Origin of the sequence: Actinokineospora inagensis DSM 44258, from assembly GCF_000482865.1 — a bacterium.
GTDB lineage: Bacteria > Actinomycetota > Actinomycetes > Mycobacteriales > Pseudonocardiaceae > Actinokineospora > Actinokineospora inagensis.
In genome coordinates this window covers 1-19,052 of record NZ_AXWW01000035.1, presented here as the reverse complement: position 1 = coordinate 19,052, position 19,052 = coordinate 1, and the positions used below count along the sequence as shown (strand labels likewise).

The 19,052-nt window shown below is 69.6% G+C and carries 19 protein-coding genes; 15 read left to right on the top strand and 4 right to left on the bottom strand.

Annotated elements, in window-relative coordinates; translation table 11 throughout:
- Positions 1-60 precede the first annotated feature (60 nt).
- Positions 61-1,815, top strand: coding sequence for a S8 family peptidase (locus H504_RS0114980; protein ID WP_026423418.1), 1,755 nt, complete (start codon positions 61-63; stop codon positions 1,813-1,815).
- Here the strand turns inward: H504_RS0114980 and H504_RS0114975 are convergent.
- On the bottom strand, positions 1,812-2,600 hold the full coding sequence (locus H504_RS0114975) for an SAM hydrolase/SAM-dependent halogenase family protein (RefSeq protein ID WP_026423417.1): 789 nt from the start codon (positions 2,598-2,600) through the stop codon (positions 1,812-1,814). The genes H504_RS0114980 and H504_RS0114975 overlap by 4 nt on opposite strands.
- Positions 2,601-2,638: 38 nt before the next feature.
- On the opposite strand from H504_RS0114975, the gene H504_RS0114970 reads away from it, so the two are divergent.
- Together H504_RS0114970 and H504_RS0114965 are read left to right on the top strand one after the other, a co-directional pair.
- A complete protein-coding gene (locus H504_RS0114970; protein ID WP_026423416.1) occupies positions 2,639-3,520 on the top strand; it encodes a phosphoribosylaminoimidazolesuccinocarboxamide synthase in 882 nt (293 codons plus the stop codon).
- A gap of 50 nt (positions 3,521-3,570) precedes the next feature.
- Positions 3,571-4,263, top strand: a complete 693-nt coding sequence (locus H504_RS0114965; protein ID WP_157440427.1) for a DUF2334 domain-containing protein — start codon at positions 3,571-3,573, stop codon at positions 4,261-4,263.
- Between the two features lie 324 nt (positions 4,264-4,587).
- On the opposite strand, the gene H504_RS0114960 is transcribed toward H504_RS0114965, so the two are convergent.
- Together H504_RS0114960 and H504_RS43125 are read right to left on the bottom strand one after the other, a co-directional pair.
- On the bottom strand, positions 4,588-5,580 hold the full coding sequence (locus tag H504_RS0114960; RefSeq protein ID WP_026423414.1) for an NAD-dependent epimerase/dehydratase family protein: 993 nt from the start codon (positions 5,578-5,580) through the stop codon (positions 4,588-4,590).
- 108 nt (positions 5,581-5,688) lie between these two features.
- Positions 5,689-5,838, bottom strand: a complete 150-nt coding sequence (locus H504_RS43125; protein WP_245614261.1) for a hypothetical protein — start codon at positions 5,836-5,838, stop codon at positions 5,689-5,691.
- A 144-nt stretch (positions 5,839-5,982) separates the two neighbouring features.
- Between H504_RS43125 and H504_RS43120 the strand changes: the two genes are divergently transcribed.
- The 6 genes from H504_RS43120 (at position 5,983) to H504_RS41310 (ending at position 10,985) form a co-directional block, all read left to right on the top strand.
- Entirely contained in the window at positions 5,983-6,240 is a 258-nt protein-coding gene (locus H504_RS43120) for a hypothetical protein (protein ID WP_245614260.1), read from the top strand.
- Between the two features lie 243 nt (positions 6,241-6,483).
- Positions 6,484-6,723: a phosphoribosylformylglycinamidine synthase subunit PurS gene (gene purS / locus H504_RS0114950; RefSeq protein WP_026423412.1), complete on the top strand. Its 240-nt coding sequence runs from the start codon at positions 6,484-6,486 to the stop codon at positions 6,721-6,723.
- The gene (gene purQ, locus H504_RS0114945; RefSeq protein WP_026423411.1) at positions 6,720-7,391 is read left to right on the top strand and encodes a phosphoribosylformylglycinamidine synthase subunit PurQ; all 672 of its coding nucleotides are present in this window, start codon (positions 6,720-6,722) and stop codon (positions 7,389-7,391) included. Before purS ends, purQ begins: the two co-directional genes overlap by 4 nt.
- Positions 7,388-9,694, top strand: coding sequence for a phosphoribosylformylglycinamidine synthase subunit PurL (gene purL, locus H504_RS0114940; protein WP_026423410.1), 2,307 nt, complete (start codon positions 7,388-7,390; stop codon positions 9,692-9,694). The genes purQ and purL overlap by 4 nt, the downstream gene beginning before the upstream one ends.
- A 442-nt stretch (positions 9,695-10,136) precedes the next feature.
- Positions 10,137-10,313, top strand: a complete 177-nt coding sequence (locus H504_RS41315) for a hypothetical protein (protein ID WP_157440426.1) — start codon at positions 10,137-10,139, stop codon at positions 10,311-10,313.
- Positions 10,314-10,703: 390 nt separating this feature from the next.
- Positions 10,704-10,985, top strand: coding sequence for a hypothetical protein (locus tag H504_RS41310; RefSeq protein WP_157440425.1), 282 nt, complete (start codon positions 10,704-10,706; stop codon positions 10,983-10,985).
- A gap of 152 nt (positions 10,986-11,137) precedes the next feature.
- Here H504_RS41310 and H504_RS0114930 read toward each other — a convergent pair whose 3' ends face one another.
- Positions 11,138-13,228, bottom strand: coding sequence for a putative bifunctional diguanylate cyclase/phosphodiesterase (locus H504_RS0114930; RefSeq protein WP_245614259.1), 2,091 nt, complete (start codon positions 13,226-13,228; stop codon positions 11,138-11,140).
- Positions 13,229-13,567: 339 nt separating this feature from the next.
- Here H504_RS0114930 and H504_RS0114925 point away from each other — a divergent pair, with 339 nt between their 5' ends.
- The 6 genes from H504_RS0114925 (at position 13,568) to H504_RS0114900 (ending at position 18,799) form a co-directional block, all read left to right on the top strand.
- A complete protein-coding gene (locus H504_RS0114925) occupies positions 13,568-14,371 on the top strand; it encodes a lysozyme (RefSeq protein ID WP_026423408.1) in 804 nt (267 codons plus the stop codon).
- A gap of 17 nt (positions 14,372-14,388) precedes the next feature.
- A complete protein-coding gene (locus H504_RS35265) occupies positions 14,389-15,309 on the top strand; it encodes a pentapeptide repeat-containing protein (RefSeq protein ID WP_051385894.1) in 921 nt (306 codons plus the stop codon).
- Positions 15,310-15,379: 70 nt separating this feature from the next.
- Entirely contained in the window at positions 15,380-15,898 is a 519-nt protein-coding gene (locus H504_RS0114915) for a WXG100 family type VII secretion target (protein ID WP_026423407.1), read from the top strand.
- Complete coding sequence (locus tag H504_RS0114910; protein ID WP_026423406.1) at positions 15,895-16,680, top strand: ESX secretion-associated protein EspG; 786 nt, start codon at positions 15,895-15,897, stop codon at positions 16,678-16,680. The genes H504_RS0114915 and H504_RS0114910 overlap by 4 nt, the downstream gene beginning before the upstream one ends.
- Positions 16,677-17,999 carry an alpha/beta hydrolase family protein gene (locus H504_RS0114905; RefSeq protein WP_051385893.1) on the top strand — a complete coding sequence of 441 codons (1,323 nt, stop codon included), beginning with the start codon at positions 16,677-16,679 and terminating at the stop codon, positions 17,997-17,999. Before H504_RS0114910 ends, H504_RS0114905 begins: the two co-directional genes overlap by 4 nt.
- Positions 17,996-18,799, top strand: a complete 804-nt coding sequence (locus tag H504_RS0114900; protein WP_026423404.1) for a hypothetical protein — start codon at positions 17,996-17,998, stop codon at positions 18,797-18,799. The genes H504_RS0114905 and H504_RS0114900 overlap by 4 nt, the downstream gene beginning before the upstream one ends.
- Positions 18,800-19,052 lie beyond the last annotated feature (253 nt).

Below are 19,052 nucleotides of genomic sequence, written 5' to 3'. Positions count from 1 at the left end.
CGTCATCATGGCCCGGATGAGGGGGACCCTGCCCCTTCAGAACCGCCCCCGGAGGACATCGTGTTCCTGCGTTCCCGCGCCGGGCTGAGGCGCACGGCGATCATCGTCGCGCTCAGCGTCGGCCTGATCACGCCCATGGCTGGTGTCGCCGCCGCGGGCCCCGGCAAGCCGGGTACCGGCCGCACGGTGGCCGCCGCGGCGGGGTTGCGCGCCTACCTGGTGCTTACCGCGCCGAACAACACCAGCGGCGCGAAGTCGGCTGTCACCAGCAACGGTGGCACTGTCTTCGCCTCTTACGACGCGATCGGCGTGATCGTGGCGCACTCCTCCGCCGCGGACTTCCCGACGAAGATGCGCCAGGTGTCGGGCGTGCAGCAGGTCGGCGCGTCCCGCACCTCGGACGTGCCCGCCGACGCGCAGAACCCGGCGATCCCGACCGCGCCCTCGGAGACCACCCCGACCGCGGCCGAGACCTCCCGCCAGGACATGACCCAGATCGGTGCCGACAAGGCGTGGGACGTCAACCAGGGGTCGTCGAGCGTGCTCGTCGGCATCCTGGACACCGGCGTCGACGACCAGCACTACGACCTGAAGCCGAACTTCGACAGCTCGAAGTCCGCCTCTTGTGCCTACGGCAAGCTGGACACCCGCGCGGGTTCGTGGCGCCCGGTCGCCGACCACGGCACGCACGTGGCGGGCACGATCGCGGCCGCCAAGAACGGTAAGGGCGTCGTTGGGGTCGCGCCGGGCGTGCACATCGCGTCGGTCCGCGTCGCGGAACCGACCACTCAACTGTTCTTCCCGGAGAACGTGGTCTGCGGTTTCGTGTACGCGGGCGACAACGGTTTCGCGATCACCAACAACAGCTACTGGACTGACCCGTGGTGGGCGAACTGCCCGAACAACGTCGACCAGGCCGCGATCCTGGAGGCCGTGAAGCGCGCCGCCGACTACGCCACCGGCAAGGGCGTGCTGAACGTGGTCGCGGCGGGCAACGAGAACACCGACCTGGACAACAAGTCGACCGACACGCTGAGCCCGGACGACTCGACGCCGTCGAGCCGCCCGGTGACCTCGTCCTGCAAGATCGTGCCGGGTGAGCTGGACTCGTCGCTGACCGTCGCGTCGATCACCGGCAGCAACACCAAGTCGTCGTTCTCCAACTTCGCCAACAAGGTCGACGTGGCCGCCCCCGGCGACAACGTGTACTCCACGCTGCCCGGCGGCAACTACGGCTCGATGTCGGGCACCTCGATGGCCACCCCGCACGTGGTCGGTGTCGCGGCGCTGCTCAAGAGCGTCACCCCGAGCCTGACCCCGGCGGACCTCAAGGCCAAGATCGCCGCGCAGGCCGACGACATCGCTTGCGGCGACAGCCGCTGCAAGGGCTCGACCGCGAAGAACACCTTCTACGGCGACGGCCGCGTCAACGCGCTCAAGGCCGCGCAGGGCGGCGGCCAGCAGCCGGGCGGCCCGTGGGAGAACACCGACGACGTGCCGATCCCGGACAACGCCGCCGCGGTGACCTCGACCATCACCATCGACGGCCGCACCGGCAACGCGCCCGCGACCGCCAAGATCGACGTCAACATCGTGCACACCTACCGCGGCGACCTGGACGTCACCCTGGTCGCCCCGGACGGCACCACCTTCTCGCTGCGCAAGCCGAACCCGGGCGACGGCGGCGCCGACCTGGTGACCCAGTTCCCGGTGGACCTCTCCGGCGAGGCCGCCAACGGCGCCTGGAAGCTGTCGGTGCGCGACACCGCCGGCTACGACACCGGCTACCTCAACTCCTGGAAGATCACCTTCTAGCCTGCCAGCAGCAGCACGACCCGGTCACCGGGCTGTGCCCGCAGGATCGCGGCGGCCGAGCCACCGTTGACCGCGATCGCCACTTGACCGGCCGAGTCGACCAGCACGACGGCGCTACCTGCTGAAGCGTCGGCGAACGTGCGGCCGACGACCGCCTCCAAGGACCGGTCGCCGACCTGGGCGTGCACCACCGCGCCCGGGTCGGCGCCCAGTTCTGTCGCAGCCAGTTGCACGTTGCCGTAAGTGTCCGCGCCCAGTACCTCGGTGGTGATCCTGCCCGGCTCCACCGTGGTTACCGGCGCAGGTAGCCGTATCAACTCGCTTAGGTCGATGGAGGGGCCGAGGTCGGCAGGGCTAACGCCGTTGGCCAGATTCGCGGCGGCGGGGGCGAAGATGTCGCGACCGTGGAAGGTAGCCGACACGGGCTGCAGGTAGAACTCAGTGATCTCGTAGGCAGCGGTAACTCCCCCGAGCACTTCCGCGGCCGGTATCAACAAGCCGTTGTCCGGTCCGATGAACACCCCTTCCGGCGACACCACCGCCACCGGTCTACGCGCGGTACCCACCCCGGGATCGACGACTGCCAGGTGCACCGCGCGCGGTAGGTACGTCACCGCCTGCGCGAGCAGCGCCGCCCCTCGCCGTATGTCCTGTCGCGCGACCTCGTGGCTGACGTGCAAGACCCGTGCATGCGGCGCCACGCGCGCGATCACCCCCTCGCAGACCGCTGGGAAGCCGTCCGCGAGGCCGTAGTCGGTGGTGAAGCTGACCCAGTCGTACCCCACCCCAGCAGTGTCCCGAACGGACCGTAGGCTGCACAAACGTGTCCACCCTCGAGGATTACCCGAAGATCGCCGCAGGCAAGGTCCGTGAACTGCACGCCGTCGACGACGAGCACCTGCTGCTGGTCGCCTCGGACCGGATCTCCGCGTACGACTTCGTGCTGGACTCCCCGATCCCGGACAAGGGCCGCGTCCTCACCGCGATGAGCGTGTTCTGGTTCGAGCTGCTCGCCGACATCGTCCCCAACCACCTGGTCGCCTGGGACGACCCGCGCATCCCGGCCGAGGTCCGTGGCCGCGCCCTCCTCGTGCGCAGGCTGGACATGCTCGCCGTGGAGGCGGTCGCCCGCGGCTACCTCGCCGGGTCGGGCACCCGGGACTACGAGCGGACCGGCGCGGTGTGCGGCATCGAACTGCCCCCCGGCCTGGTCGAGGGCTCCGAGCTGCCCGAGCCGATCTACACCCCGGCCACCAAGGCGCCGATCGGCGAGCACGACGAGAACGTCACCTTCGCCGAGGTCGCCGAGGTCATCGGGGTCGAACTCGCCACCGAGGTGCGCGACCTCACCATCACCGTCTACGCGAAGGCCGCCGACCACGCCCGGCGGCACGGCATCATCCTCGCCGACACGAAGTTCGAGTTCGGCCTGCTCAACGGCCGCGTCGTCCTCGGCGACGAGGTCCTCACCCCGGACTCCTCCCGGTACTGGCCGGTGGAGACCTACGCGCCGGGCAAGGCCCAACTGTCGTACGACAAGCAGTTCGTCCGCGACTGGCTGACCTCGCCCGAATCCGGCTGGGACCGGGCGGGCAACACCCCGCCCCCGCCGCTGCCCGCCGAGGTCGTCGCCGCCACCCGAGCCCGGTACATCCAGGCATACGAGCAGGTCACCGGCCGGAAGTTCGCCGACTGGATCGGCTGAGTCACCACCGGCGACACCTGGTAGTCACCCGGTGGCGCTGTGCTGGTGCGGTGACGGCTCGACTGGTGGTCTCGCTGTCCGGGATCGACGCCCGGACCCTGCACCGCTGCGCCGAACTCGCCGAGCACCTGGGCAGACGCGCGGTGCCACTGTCCCTGTTGGTGGCCCCCCGACTGGCGGGGGCGGCGGTCGACTGGGTCCGCTCCCGCCGCGCACTGGGCGACGACGTGCTCCTGCACGGCTTCGACCACACCCGCGAACCCCGCGGCCGCAGCATGTCCCTACGCCGCCCCGAGTTCGCCGCGCTTCCCGCGCACGAGGCCGGGCTGCGCCTCACCGCGGCGATGGCCGCGATGGAACGCGCGGGCCTGCACACAACCGGATTCGCCCCGCCGCGCTGGCAGGCTTCGCGCGGGACACTGATCGCGTTGCGCCGCAAGGACTTCGCCTTCTGCGCCGACCTCGCCTGCGTCCGCGACCTGCGGACCGACACCCAGTTGCGGGCCAGGGTGCAGACCCTGAGCAGCCACGAACGGGTGGAGACCTGGCGCTGCTTCGCCCTCGTCCTGGCCGCCACCCGAGTCACCCGCCGCGGCGGCCTGCTCCGCTTGGCCATCGACGCCACCGACCTCGACCGCCCCGCCCCCCGCGCCGCCTTCCTCGACGCCATCGACACCGCCCTGGACAACTCCGCGACCCCGACCACCTACCGCGAGTGCACCGCCCTGAGCACGATCACATAGCGGTGCCCGCGATGCCCGGTCCTGAGTCAGTGGCTCGACCCGGAACGTTGGTCATGTCTCGACCTGCCCACGACGCTCCTGCCCGCGTTGCCGAATCGCCCGTCCAGCACGAGAGGCGTTCCCCGGCGCGTTGCCAGGAACGCCGTGAATACCCGGCCAACCCTCTGGGATCCATCGACTCGACTCGGAACCTTGACCACGTCTCGACCTGCCTACGGCGCCCCTGGCTGCGTTGCCGAAACGGCCAAGGTCCAGTGTGAGGCCGTTCCGGCGCCTTGCCGGGAACGCCGATACGCGACCGATGTTCCGGGTCGAGCCACTAATTCATCCGACCCGCTGCAAGATTTCCGTCTCCTCGTCCGGGGTCAGCCCCGCCTTGCGCACCCGGTTCGGATCCAGTGACCGCTCGTGCGCCAGTGCGCCCGCCACCGCGTCTGCCAGCGGCATCGGCGTCAACCCGGCCGCCAACGCCGGACCGGCGTCCCGCGCCGACATCTTGTGGTAACCGGTCGGCAGCCAGAACGGCAGCGACCTCGGCCCCATCCACGGCGCCACCCCGTTCGCCCGCAGGTCCGCCTCGCTGACCCGCACGAACTCCACCTCGGACCCCAGTACCTCGGCGATGTCCGCGAGCAGGTCGAGCAGCGGCACCACCGGCCCGATGCCGTCGTACACCCCGGTCGTCCCGCGTTCCCCCGCGTCCACGATCCAGTTCGCCAGGTCCCGCACGTCCACGAACTGGCTCTGGTGGTCCACGTCCGGCACCACCACCCGGCCGCCCCTCGCCAGCCGCTGCACCCAGTAGCCGAACCGGTCGAACTCGTCCCCCGGCCCCGTGATCAACCCCGCCCGCACGATGAACGCCCTGTCCCCGGCCGCGTCCAACACCGCCCGTTCGCCGGCGACCTTCACCGCCCCGTACAGGTTCGGATCGCTCGCCATCCCCTCCCGCGTCCCGTGCACCGCCCGTGGCTCCAACACCGGGTCACCGATCCCGGTCGGCTCCGCACCCGGATCCGCGTAGACACTGATCGACGACACGAACGTCCAGTGCTTCGCGGTCGCCCCGAACTCCGCCAGCGCCCGCTGAACCCACTCGTAGGAAATCGTCGCCACATCCACGACGGCGTCAAACCGCTCCCCCCGCAGCGGCGCCAACCCGTCCTCCAGGTCCCGGTCGACCTTCACCAACCGAGCCCCCTCCGGTACACCACTTGACCCGCGAGCCGCGCACACCACTTCATGCCCCCGCCGCACCCCCTCCGCCGCCACGGCGTGCCCGAGGAACCGCGTACCACCCAGCACCAGGATTCGCATACTCCCAGCCTGCCCCGAAACTCCCCGCCGTTCCAGCGTTTTCGCCCCATGACCTGGCGATATTGAACACCTGTTCGAGTGATTCAGTCGGGGTTGCCCGCAGCCGATCTAGCCAAGGTGACGTTGCATGCCTTTGTTGATGAATCTCGGCGCGGTGATCAGTACCTGATCGCCGCTGCTGTCGTTGACCCGCGATACTTGCGGCCACTGCGCAAACTGCTGTCCGGGCTGCGGAAGCCGGGTCAGCGCGAACTCCACTTCAAGAAGGAGACTCCCGCCCGCCGCAGGGAGATCATCGCCAGGCTCGTCGGAGGTGGCGCTTCGACGAGCGTGTATGTGGCCTCGTGCGCTCAAGGGGAGGCACGAGCGCGCAGTCGGTGCCTGGTCCGACTGATCCACGACTTGCTCGACGTGCAGACCGGGCGCCTGGTGCTCGACAGTCGTCAAGATCGCGACGACCACGACCGGCTAACCATCAGGAAGGCACTCGGTGAGCGCCCCACCGACACCGTGCTGGTCTACGAGCACTTCGACAGCACGGCGGAGCCGCTGCTGTGGATCGCTGACGCGGTCGCGTGGTGCTACGGCGCGGGGGCCGACTGGCAACGCCGCATCGGTCCGCTGTTGACCAAGGTGATTGACCTGCGCGATGTGCGCTAGACAGCGCGAAGCCCGGCTGCCGACCGTCCGGACGGGAACCGGGCTCACTTCCCTGGCTTACGGGCCAGAGCTACAAGACGAAGACTAGCCGGTCCCGCGCGGTCCGCCAAGGCCCATTCTTGCACTTCACGCGATCGGGTGACGGTGGGCGGGTGGTGCGGGTCACCGGGGGGCGGAGGGCGAACTCCCAGGTCAGGTACGCTTCCGGGGTATTGGCCGCTCGAACTCGAGGAGTAGCCCACCGTGGCCCGAGTTGTCGTCGATGTCATGCCCAAGCCGGAGATCCTGGACCCGCAGGGGCAGGCGGTGGCCCGCGCGCTGCCCCGGCTCGGGTTCGACGGGGTGTCCGATGTCCGCCAGGGGAAGCACTTCGTGTTGGAGGTCGACGACGCCGTCGACGACGAGACGTTGCACCGGATCGCCGAGGGGTTCCTGGCGAATCCGGTCGTCGAGGAGTTCGTGGTGCGGCGGGTGCAGGCGTGAGGATCGGCGCGGTCACCTTCCCGGGGACGCTGGACGACAGCGACACCCTCCGGGCGATCAAGGCATCCGGTGCCGAGGCGGTCGCCCTCTGGCACGGCGACGCGGACCTGCGCGGGGTGGACGCCGTCATCCTGCCCGGCGGGTTCTCCTACGGCGACTACCTGCGCGCCGGCGCCATCGCCCGGTTCGCGCCGGTGATGGACGAGATCATCGCCGCCGCCCGCGGTGGTATGCCGGTGCTGGGGATCTGCAACGGGTTCCAGGTGCTGTGCGAGGCCGGTCTGCTGCCCGGCGCCCTGCTGCGCAACGCGGGCCTGCACTTCGTCTGCCGCGACCAGTGGCTCAAGGTGGAGAACAACACCACCGCCTGGACCTCCCGGTACGACGCGGGTGCGGAGATCATCGTCCCGATCAAGAACATGGACGGCCGCTACGCCGCGACCAAGTCCACTGTGGACGAGTTGGAGGGCGAGGGCAGGGTGGTGTTCCGCTACACCGGCGGCAACCCGAACGGCTCACTCGGCGACATCGCGGGCATCAGCGACCCGACCGGTCGGATCGTCGGCCTGATGCCGCACCCCGAGCACGCCATCGGCGCGCTCACCGGCCCGTCCGACGACGGCCTCGGCATGTTCCTGTCCGTCCTCGACTCGGTGGTGGCCGCGTGATCGACACCGTTGACAACGCCAAGGCGACGCCCGAGCACGAGCAGCCGTTCCGCGAACTCGGTCTCAAGGACGACGAGTACGCCCGCATCCGGGAGATCCTCGGCCGCCGCCCCACCGACGCCGAGTTGGCCATGTACTCGGTGATGTGGAGCGAGCACTGCTCGTACAAGTCGTCCAAAGTGCACTGGAAGCACTGGTCGGCCAACACGACGCCGGAGATGAAGGCGAAGATGCTGGCGGGCATCGGCGAGAACGCCGGTGTGGTCGACATCGGCGACGGCTGGGCGGTCACCTTCAAGCTGGAGTCGCACAACCACCCGTCCTATGTGGAGCCGTACCAGGGCGCGGCGACCGGCGTCGGCGGCATCGTCCGGGACATCATGGCGATGGGCGCCCGCCCGCTCGCGGTGATGGACCCGCTGCGCTTCGGCGACCCGCACCACCCCGACACCAAGCGCGTGCTGCCCGGCATCGTCGCGGGCGTCGGTGGCTACGGCAACTGCCTCGGCCTGCCCAACATCGGCGGTGAGGTCGTGTTCGACTCGTCCTACCAGGGCAACCCGCTGGTCAACGCGCTGTGCGTGGGCGCGATGCGCGTCGAGGACCTGCACCTGGCGCACGCGTCCGGCACCGGCAACAAGGTGATCCTGTTCGGCGCTCGCACCGGTCTCGACGGTATCGGCGGCGTGTCCGTGTTGGCCAGCGAGACCTTCTCCGGCGACGAAGGCGGAACCGGATCAACGCTCGACCCTGCAGGCAGGTCTTCGGCCCGCAAGAAGCTGCCCGCGGTCCAGGTGGGCGACCCGTTCACCGAGAAGGTCCTGATCGAGTGCTGCCTTGAGCTGTTCGCCCAGGGCATCGTCGTCGGCATCCAGGACCTCGGCGGCGCGGGACTTTCCTGCGCGACCAGTGAGCTGGCCAGCGCGGGCGACGGCGGCATGCGGGTCGAGCTCGACCGGGTTCCGTTGCGCGCCACCGGGATGACCCCCGCCGAAGTCCTCTCCAGCGAGTCGCAGGAGCGGATGTGCGCGGTGGTCAAACCGTCCGATGTGGACGCCTTCTTGCGGGTGTGCGCCAAGTGGGACGTCATCGCCACCGAGATCGGCGAGGTGACCGACGGCGACCGGCTCGTGATCACCTGGCACGGTGAGACCGTTGTGGACGTCCCGCCGCGCACCGTCGCGCACGAGGGCCCGATGTACGAACGGCCCATCGAGCGTCCCGACTACCAGGACTCGTTGCAGGCCAACGGGTCTGATGGTTTGGCGCGACCATCCACACCGGACGAGCTGCGCGCCGAGATCTTGCGCATGGCCGCCAGCCCGAACCTGGCGTCCCGCCGCTGGGTCACCGAGCAGTACGACCGCTACGTGCGCGGCGGCACCGTCCTCGCCCAGCCCGCCGACTCCGGCATGATCCGCGTCGACGAGGAAACCGGTCGCGGCGTCGCGCTGGCCACCGACTGCAACAGCCGGTTCGTCAAGCTCGACCCCTACACCGGCACCCAGCTCGCGTTGGCCGAGGCGTACCGCAACGTCGCCGTCACCGGCGCGACCCCGCTCGCCGTCACCAACTGCCTCAACTTCGGCTCCCCCGAAGACCCTGGTGTCATGTGGCAGTTCGAGCAGGCCGTGCGCGGGCTAGCCGAGGGCTGCAAGGAACTCGGCATCCCGGTCACCGGCGGCAACGTCAGTTTCTACAACCAGACCGGCACCACCGCCATCCACCCGACCCCGGTCGTCGGCGTCCTCGGCGTCATCGACGACGTCCGCCGCCGCATCCCCACCGGCATCGGCGCCGAAGCGGGCGAAACCCTGCTGCTGCTCGGCGACACCCGCGATGAGTTCGGCGGCTCCGAGTGGGCGCACGTCGCCCACGGCCACCTCGGCGGCCTCCCGCCCAAGGTCGACCTGGCCAGGGAGAAGCTGCTCGCCGAGGTCCTGGTCGCGGGCTCCCGCGACGGCATGATCTCCGCCGCCCACGACCTGTCCGACGGCGGCCTCGCCCAGACCCTGGTCGAAACCTGCCTCATCGGCGAGGTCGGCGCCCGCGTCTTCCTCGACCCCGACCAGGACCCCTTCGTCCAACTCTTCAGCGAGTCCGCCGGCCGCGTCCTCGTCGCCGTCCCCCGCTCCGAAGAACTCCGCTTCACCGAGATGTGCACCGCCCGCGGCCTCCCCACCCGCCGCACCGGCGTCGTCGACCCCGACTCCCACTCCCTGGAAATCCAGGGCGTCGGCGAGCTGCCGCTGTCCGAACTGCGCGAGGCCTGGGAAGGCACCCTCCCGGCCCTGTTCGGCTGAGCCTTTCTTCGGGCGGTCCCGGGTGGACACCCACCCGGGACCGCCCGCTATCGCCCCAGGTTGGGCGGTGTGTCGAAACTGAACTCAACTGCTGTCCGTGACAGCCGCTCCCACTCGGAACCGGGTCGGGTCACCGAACCGCTCGCCGTGAACTGGGCCGTTCCCCGAGCCCGGACAGACGCGTCCGAACTGCGATCATCACCCGATCCGGACAGAGATCACCGTACGCGGCGGTAGCGATCACGCGCCCGATGGCGTCCGCGAACTTGATCGTCTCCTGCTCTACGCTGGGTCCCGACGCGGGAGACCACGCACGACCAGTCCCGCTCCGTCCCCGGGTGCCAGTCGTACCACCGACCGGCAGCCGGGTCGGCCAGGCTCCCCACGAGGGCGACTCCTGACCGGCCAGCTCACCTGGAACGGAGCGTGACATGGAGACGACGTGATCGATCGCGACCACCAGGACCCGCCGGACGACGACGCCGAGACGCCTCGCGGGCTGTTGACGTGGCTCGAGTTGGCCGCCCTGGTCCTCTGCTGGACCGGGGACAGCCCAGCCACCACGTTGATGGCCGGGCTGCTCGCCTGGTTTTGCCGGTACCTGCTCTCGCGGCTGTGAGGACGTGAGCACAGGGTCCTGATCTGGCCGGGGTGTCGGTTGCAGCCGATGCCCCGGCCTTCTTCATCCCCGACGACCGTCGTCCGCGTGGCGTCCGAGGTATCGGTGACAGCGAGTCACAACTTGCCGCCGTGACGCAACCAAGACTAGCCGATGTTGCGATCTCGGCAACAGAGTGTCCGCTATCCGCTCGCCCGTTGTAAAACGATGTCGATGAGTTTTGTGTGGCCAATTGGTGAACGGAGACCTTGTAGATCGGCCGTGCTTACTGTGTCCAGTATTTGTCGGTCGCGTGTCACGGGTGCGTTGAATACCTGGTTCGTGCCATGCCGGCGAGCGGTGTTTATTGGAACGTCATAAGCTCTCGCCATAACGTCGGGAGTATGTGTCGTGGCTATCGCAGCAATCGGCCAGGTAGCGCTCCCGACCACGCCTTTCTTGCTGACCATTGCTTCTACCAGCCGATCTGCGTCGACATCGGGGGCCGCAACCGAGCCTCTGCGCCTCTTTGTTCACCTCGAAAACGGCGCTGGTGGAGATTTTGGTGGTTGCCTCAAGCGCTGGACATTCGGACAGGCGCGGGCGCTGATCGCGCTGAGTTTGACAGCGGCCAAGTGGCTCGACAGTCAAAGTTTCGCGCCTGGTTGTGATTGGCCTGTCTGTGCGTTCTGAATCCCTCAGGACTGTGCATTCACGCCGGTAATTCTGTTTATGAAGGCCGGAAGGCGTTGGTCACAGTGGTGTGGCCTCGCGGGGCCACCGCCGAGCGGGGCGGGTGGGGCGCCGGGTCTTTCGGCCACGTTTGTAGACGCAGAGTGAGCGGGCTACTTGTCCAGCCAGCGTTCGATTTCTTCGGGGCGGCCGGGTTTGGCGAAGAGCCAGCCCTGGGCGTTGTCGCAGCCGAACTCGCGGAGGCGGTCGGCTTGTTCGGGGTCTTCGACGCCTTCGGCGATGACGACGTGGCCGAGGGCGTGGGACAGGGTGACCAGGGTGGTGACGATTTGCGCGTCCGCCGGGTCTGCTGACGGCGAGTCGCGGAGGCCTTCCATGAAGGAGCCCGCGAGTTTGATCGCGTGGACCGGGAGGTGGCGCAGGTAGGCGAGGTTGGAGTAGCCGGTGCCGAAGTCGTCGATGGCGATGCGGATGCCCAGGTCGGCCAGGTCGCGCAGGGTGCGCAGCGGGCCGCCGGAGGTGTTCATGATGGCGCTTTCGGTCAGTTCCAACTGGATGGTCGACGGGGGCAGGTTGGCGGCCTTGATGATCGTGGTGATGTCGGCGACCAGGTTGGGTTCCTCGGTTTGCCTGGCGGCGAGGTTGACGCTGACCATCGGAGCGCGGTCGCCGTACGTGTCGTGCCAGCGGCGGGCTTGGCGGGTGGCTTCGCGCAGCACCCAGCGGCCGAGGGGGACGATCAGGCCGGTTTCCTCGGCGAGGCCGATGAACTGGTCGGGGCCGAGCCGCCCGAACTCCGGGTGCGCCCAGCGGACCAGGGCTTCGACGCCGATCAGTTTGCTGTCGCTGAGCCGGACGATCGGCTGGTAGTCGACGTAGAACTCCTCGCTCTCCACGGCGGCGGGCATCCGCGCGGAGAGGGTGAAGCGGGCGACCTCGCGGGCGTTGCGGTCCGGGTCGTAGGCGGCCCACCGGTTCTTGCCGTCGGCCTTGGCCCAGTACAGCGTGACGTCGGCGTCGCGCATGGTCTCGGCCGGGGTGGCGCCGACCACGGCCCGTTCGACCAGGCCGATGCTGGCGGACACGGACAGCCGGTGCCCGCCGATCGGGAACGGCTCGGCCAGGCAGCCGAGGATCCGCTCGGCCAAGTTGATCATCTCGGCCCGGCCGGAGCTGTTCTCCACCAGCACCACGAACTCGTCGCCGCCCATCCTGGCCACCGTCCGGCCGGGGGCGGTGAGCAGCCCGTCCAGCCTGCCCGCGACCGCGACCAGCAGGTCGTCGCCGATGTCGTGGCCGAGGCTGTCGTTGATGACCTTGAACCCGTCCAGGTCCAGGTAGCACAGGCCGACCCTGGTGTCGTCGTCGTGGCCGAAGGCGGCGTTGAGCCGCTCGGTGAACAGCGCCCGGTTGCCCAGGCCGGTGAGCGGGTCGTGGTTGGCCTGGTGGCGCAGCCGCTCCTCCAGCACGTGCCGGTCGGTGATGTCCTCCAGCATCCCGATCAGGTACTGCGGGGTGCCGTCGGCGGCGCGGATCAGCGACACGGTCACGTCGGTCCACAGCGGGCTGCCGTCCGAGCGGCGCAGCAGCCGCTCCATCCGGTAGTAGTCCCGCCTGCCCGCGGCGACGTCGTCGAACGGGCGGCGCATGGCGACCGGCTCGTCCGGGTAGCGCAGGTCGTTGACGTGCATACCGCGCAACTGGTCCGCCCGGTAGCCGAGCATCGCCGCCATCGCGGTGTTGATCTCGACCAGGGTGCCGTCCGCGTCGCCGATCGCGATGCCGACCGCGGCCTGGTTGAACATGGCGCGGAACCGGGCCTCGCTGGCCAGCAGGGCCGACTCGGCGCCGCGGCGGGCCTCCAGCGCCGCCCGCCGGATCGTCTCCTGGTCGCGGAAGATCTTCTCCTGCATGGCGGTGGCGAACCCGGCGGCGAACGCGCCCTGCACGGCCGGTAGCAACTCCGCCCGCAGCTCACCCGCGCCGGTGACGCGCAGCAGGTCCGACCCGATCAACTGCAGCGACGCCCGCAGCGTCTCCGGACCGGCCAGCCGCAGCCCGACCAGACCCGCGCCGATCCGCTCGACCGGCTCGGCCTGGAAGCGCTCCGCGCGCAGGCCCGCCAGCAGCACCTCGGTGTACTCGCGCACCAGGTCGACGAGGCCGCGGCGGTCCATGGCGACGTAGCCGGTCTCGGTGAGCACGGCTGCCCAGGTGCGCGCGAACGCGTCCGGTCCGCTCACCGCTCTCCCTTCCCGAGAAACCACGCGGGTCAACGCAAAGTCTCACCTGTTCAACGCCAGGTAGCCAGCCCGGATGCGCGTTCGGGACCTACTCCGGCCCGAGTTGACATAGCGCGCCCGCCCGGTTACCGAAAGCGTCCGTTCGGAGTGGACCGTGGGTGACTTTTCCACCACCCCGAGATCGGTCACCCCTGCCCACCCCTGCTCTAGTGAATCCTTCACGCTTAAGCGTGACAAGTGGACGGTGATCTGATCACAATCGACGCACGGGCGGCTACCGCGCGTACCCGACCGCCTGGCTTCAGCCATTGTGTTGGCACTCGGAAAGGGCGATCAAGCATGTCCACTGTCCGCGTCGTCAGACCTGTCCTGGCGGCCCTGCTCGCGGCGGCGACCGCGCTGGTCGGCGCGCTGCCCGCCACCGCGGCCACCCCGGTGCGGGACCCGAACGGGAATCACGAGATGGGTTCCCAGATCCGTTTGCACGAAGGCACCCCGCGGTCCGCGGTCGTCCCGACCGCCTTGGCGGCGACCGTGTCCGGGATCGATGTCGCCAGCTACCAGGGCAACGTCAACTGGGCGTCCTGGTGGAACCAGGGCAAGCGGTTCGCCTACGTGAAGGCGACCGAGGGCACCGGCTACACAAACCCGTATTTCGCCCAGCAGTACAACGGTTCGTTCACCGTCGGCATGATCCGCGGCGCGTACCACTTCGCCCGGCCGGACGTGTCCACCGGCGCCGCCCAGGCGAACTACTTCGCGAGCAACGGCGGCGGCTGGTCCCGCGACGGCAAGACGCTGCCCGGCGTGATCGATCTGGAGTACAACCCGTACGGCGCGACCTGCTACGGCAAGTCCCAGTCCGCCATGGCCTCCTGGATCCGCGACTTCGGCTCCACCTACCGGTCGCGCACCGGCCGCGACGCGGTGATCTACACCAGCACCAGTTGGTGGTCCCAGTGCGTCGGCACCGCCTCGTTCTCCGGCACGAACCCGCTGTGGGTCGCCCGGTATGCCTCGTCGGTGGGAACGTTGCCCGACGACTGGGCCTACTGGACGTTCTGGCAGTACTCGTCGTCACCGATCGATCAGGATTACTTCAACGGGGCCACCGACCGGCTGAAGGCCCTGGCCACCGGCTGAGGGTAGGTTCACCGCCCGTGAGCCTGGCTTTCCTGATCACCGGACTGGTCGTGCTGGTCGTGGGACTGGCCGTCGCGGCCGGTTCGGTGCTCGGGCGGGGCGCCCACCGGGAACGGTGGTGGCTGTTCGCGGCGGTGCTCGTTTCGATCGGGTTGTTCGGCGCGGTGTCCGGGTGGCTGCTGGCTGACCCGGCCGCCAACCGCGGCGAGTCGCTCAAGACCGGTGGTCTCGCCGGGGGCGCGGTGGTCGCGCTCTACGCGCTGTGGCTCAACGACCGGCGCCGCCGGGTCGAGGAACGCCGCCAGGACATCGAGCGGCGCAGGCACGACCTGGAGAGCGACCGGGCCGAGTTCGACCGCGAGCGGGTGGCCGACGAGCGGTTCGCCCGAGCCGTGGAACTGCTCGGCAACGACGCCGACCAGGTCCGCATCGGCGCGCTGCACGTGCTCGACGGCCTGGCCAAGGCCCGGCCGTACTACACCCAGACGGTGCTGGACGTGTTCTGCTCGTACCTGCGCATCCCGTACACCCGGTCGGGGGATGCGGCGGACGAGAGCGAGGCCCAGGTCCGCAAGACCGCCCAGCGGCTCATCGCGCACCTGCTGCCGCCTGCCGACCACACCGGCGACCAGTTCGACCTGGACCTGACCGGCGCCGACCTGGAGTACTTCGACCTCTCCGAGCGCGCCATCGGCACGCTCACCCTGCGGGCCGCCCGGCTGCACTCGTCGAACGCGATCTGGGGCGCCCGGATCCACGGCGACGCCTGGTTCACCGGCATGGTCAGCGACGGCATCCTGCACGGCCACGACGTGGTGTTCGGCGGGAAGGCCTGGTTCAGCGGGGTGCGGTTCCGCGGCCCGGTCGATCTCGAACGGGCTGAGTTCCACGGTCTGGTGAAGTTCGACGGCACGAGGTTCCAGGACTGGCTGCGGTGAGTACGGAACCGGACACGAACGGGTGACGTCAGAAGGTCTCGAAGGGTTGGCCCTGAGCTGAGGGGTGCAAATGTCGTGGTACGGCGATCCCGACGAACTCGACCGGTTGGCCGGACAGGTCGAACAACGCGCCGAGGAGGTCCGCAGGCACGGCGCCACCATGGTCGGCCAGGCGTCCGCCATGCGCTGGAAGTCGATCGCGGCCGACCGCTGCCGCGCGGCCGTCGCCGATGACCGCAAGGCGTTGGACACGGTGGCAACCCGGCTGGACGAGGCCGCCGCCGCGCTGCGCAAGCACGCCCAGCAGGTGCGCGAGCTGATCGCGGCCATCAAGCACATCGCCGACACGGTGGTGAACTGGTTCCACAGCGCCGTCGACCGGTTCAACCAGGCCGTGGACCGGTTCAACCAGGCCGTCAGCGACATGGCGCACGCCGTCGCCAACGGCCTCGGCTTCGGTGGCCCCGCCCCGCAGCCGCCCCGCCCGCCGTGGGAGGGCTGGCAGTACCAGCCGGGCAACCTGCCGCCCGCCGGGGACAAGCAGTGGCTGGACGTCGGCCAGTTCATGCGGGCACGAGGAGTCGCGTGACCACCCCCGCCCCGCACCGGCTGACGCTCACCGCCGCCGAATACGCCTACCTGGTCGGCAGGCTGGCCGCGGACATGCCGCCGGACTGGAAACCCGACGCCGAGGTCGCCGCCGCCGGTGACCTCGCCGAGAAGGGCGTGCTGCGCGACGACGAGATCCACCCGTCGGTCGCCGCGAACGTCCGCGTGATCACCTCGCCGCGGATCTTCCTGGACACCACCGCCACCGCGGGCTCGCGCGGCTCGCGGAGCCTGCACGCGGTCGCGGGCGAACTGGGCGCGTCGCTGTTCCTGCTACCGGACGGCGGCGTCGAGCTGTCCATGTTCGCCGCCGTCACCCTCGGCCGCGAACTGGTCCGCGCGGTCCCCGCCGAAGAAGGCGGCATCGGTGCCGCGCTCGACGCGTCCGACGACGCCGAGCCGATCAACGGGGTCGTCCCGCTGGCCGCGCTGCACGAGCTCGGCGTCGCCGACCTGCTGCGCGAAGCCGACCCCGACGCCCCCGGCTACGTCTTGGCCGAGCTGAAGCTGCCCAAGGCGGAGGCCGAGTTCGCGCTGGACGTCGTGCGCCGCACCGACGGCGTGCTGCGCTGCCTGGTGACCGCCGTCGTCGGTACCTCGGTGCACAGCGCCCAGGTCCACTGGCTGCACAGCGACGCGGGCTGGGTCGGCATCCGGCCCGCCGCCGACGGGGCGGGCCGCAGGCTGGTGGAACTGACCCCCGTCGACCGGGAAGACCTCGGGGTCTGGGTGACCCCCTACGTGGCGGAGGCGCTGTCGTGACCACACCGGTGACCAACCTGACCGTCGGCGGTGGCGCGGGCGGCACCGAGGCGTTCTACGAGGACCTCGCCGCCATGGGCGGCCTCACCGACGACGTCGCGGGCCAGACCCTCGGCATCGCCCTGACCAGCCACAGGTACCTGGCCGACCCGGACCTGCTGGCGTCCGCCGTGCTCAACCCGGTCGGTGCGGCGAACTTCGAGACGCACATGCTCGGCGCACTCGACGGGCCGACCGGGCTCACCGCGACCTCCGCCGCCATCGGCCTGCGCGGCATCACGTTCCAGGCCACCAACGCCGCCTACCACCTCGCCGACGACCTCAACGCCAAGGCGCTGGAGGCGAGCCGCTGGCTGGAGGGCGCCGCCATGGTCGCGGTCCCGGAGGCGGCGGTCGCGGGCGGCACCCTCATCGCCGCCGACATCATGCTGAACTACCACGGCGACTGGCAGAAGTGGCTGGTCGAGCACCCCGGCATGATCGACCAGGTGCTCGGCATGACCCCGGGCGCGCTCAGCGCCCTCGGCCTGCCGACCGATCTCGCCACCCTCACCGACCTGGTCGCCGCCGCCTACCCGGACGGCGAGCCCGTCCTGTCCGACCTCGGCACCGACCCGAACTCGATCGCCACCGACCCGCCGAGCGACCTCGGTGAGCTGTTCAACGGGCTCGACCACCGCAACGGCACCGACGCGAACATCGACGTGCGCAAGGTCGTCCAGCCGGACGGCTCGGTCGCCTACATCGTCGACATCCCCGGCACCAGGGTGTGGAACCTGCCTGGTGGGGACGGTGGAAGCGCCAACGACATGGGCACCAACGTCGACGCGATCGCGGGGAACCCGACTGTGCTGCAGAAGGGCATCCAGGAAGCCTTACGCGAAGCGGGAGTCCCCAAGGACGCGCCGCTGATGCTGGTCGGCCACAGCCAGGGCGGCATCGTCGCCGCTCGCTCCGTCGACCCGCTGCTCGCCGACGGGTACAACGTGACGCACGTGGTCACCGCCGGGTCGCCGGTCGGCGGGATCCCGGTGGACGAGCGGGTGCAGGTCCTGTCCCTGGAGAACAACGGCGACGTCGTCCCGCACCTCGACGCCGCCGAGAACCCCAACAGCGACAACCGAACCACCGTGAAGTTCGACCACCAGACCGGAACAGCGGCGGGCAACCACGCGATCAACGGGAACTACACCGAGGCCGCCAAGGAACTCGACACGAGCACCGACCCGTCGGTTGTCCACTTCCGCGACAGCGCGAGCGTGTTCTTCAGCGGCCAGTCGGTGGAAACCCACCAGTACAAAGTGGAGCGCAAACAGTGAGGTTCGCCGTGTTGGCCTTGGCGCTCCTCCTGACCACGAGCTGCGCCAAGTCCAACCCGGCAACCATCCCACCAGACTTCGACCACACAGTCGAAGACCTGATCAGCGCGGTCGACAACACAGCAACGGTGACGTTCGAAGCGAAAACCTGCGGCAGTCTCCTCGACACCGCCCCAACCGAATCCGTCGCCGCATGGGCCGACGCGACCGTGTCGACCTCCGCCCAAGCCCTCCGCGACACCGCCACCACCCACGGCTGGCAACCCCAGTCCGCCGACGGCTGGGACCTGGCCCTGATCGGCCCCGGCGGAATACGCCTCGGCTTGCGCAACGGCAAAATCCGCGCCGAACAAGCCCGGTGCACCGTCCAACAGCCCCTCCAACTCACCGCCCCCATGCACCCGGCCCTCACCCCGGTTCAATGGTCCACACTGGACCCAAGTTTCGCTGAAACTTCCGAAGCCGCCACCCGCATCGCCACCGCCGCACACGTTCCCCCCGACCCCCGCACCTTCTCCGGCACCCTCACCAACGCCCCCAACACCACCCTGATCACCTGCGACCTCGGCGGCCCCCAAGGCGCAAAGTGGTACGCCTCAACGAAAACCCCCCTCACCGACCCGGACATCACCGCCACAAAGCAACGCGCCCTCACCACCCTCCCCGGCTGGCAAGTAGACCCCCGCCCCCAACAACCCGACTACTTCACCGCCACCACCCCCCAAGCCACCCTGACCATCGCCCTAGCCGAACACCACCTAACCCTCACCGCCTTCTCCCCCTGCACCCCAGCAGCCTGACAAACAGAACACCCCACCCGACACCGGCACCGCGTGCCCCAAAAAAGCCCACGCCTCATCGACAAGCGCCACCCCCTCACACCGCATACCCAAAAAAAGCCTCCCCCATATCGACGAAGCGCCACACCGGCACCGCGCCCTCCCAAAAAAACCGGCCCGCATCGACGAAGCGCCACTCCTGCACCGCGCCCTCCCAAAAAAGACCGGCCCGCATCGACGAAGTCCCACACCTGCACCGCGCGCCCAAAAACCC

Coding starts and splice junctions, on each gene's coding strand:
- H504_RS0114960 (WP_026423414.1), bottom strand. CDS start 5,580: ATGCGAATCCTGGTGCTGGGTGGTACGCGGTTCCTCGGGCACGCCGTG.
- H504_RS0114915 (WP_026423407.1), top strand. CDS start 15,380: ATGTCGTGGTACGGCGATCCCGACGAACTCGACCGGTTGGCCGGACAG.
- H504_RS0114925 (WP_026423408.1), top strand. CDS start 13,568: ATGTCCACTGTCCGCGTCGTCAGACCTGTCCTGGCGGCCCTGCTCGCG.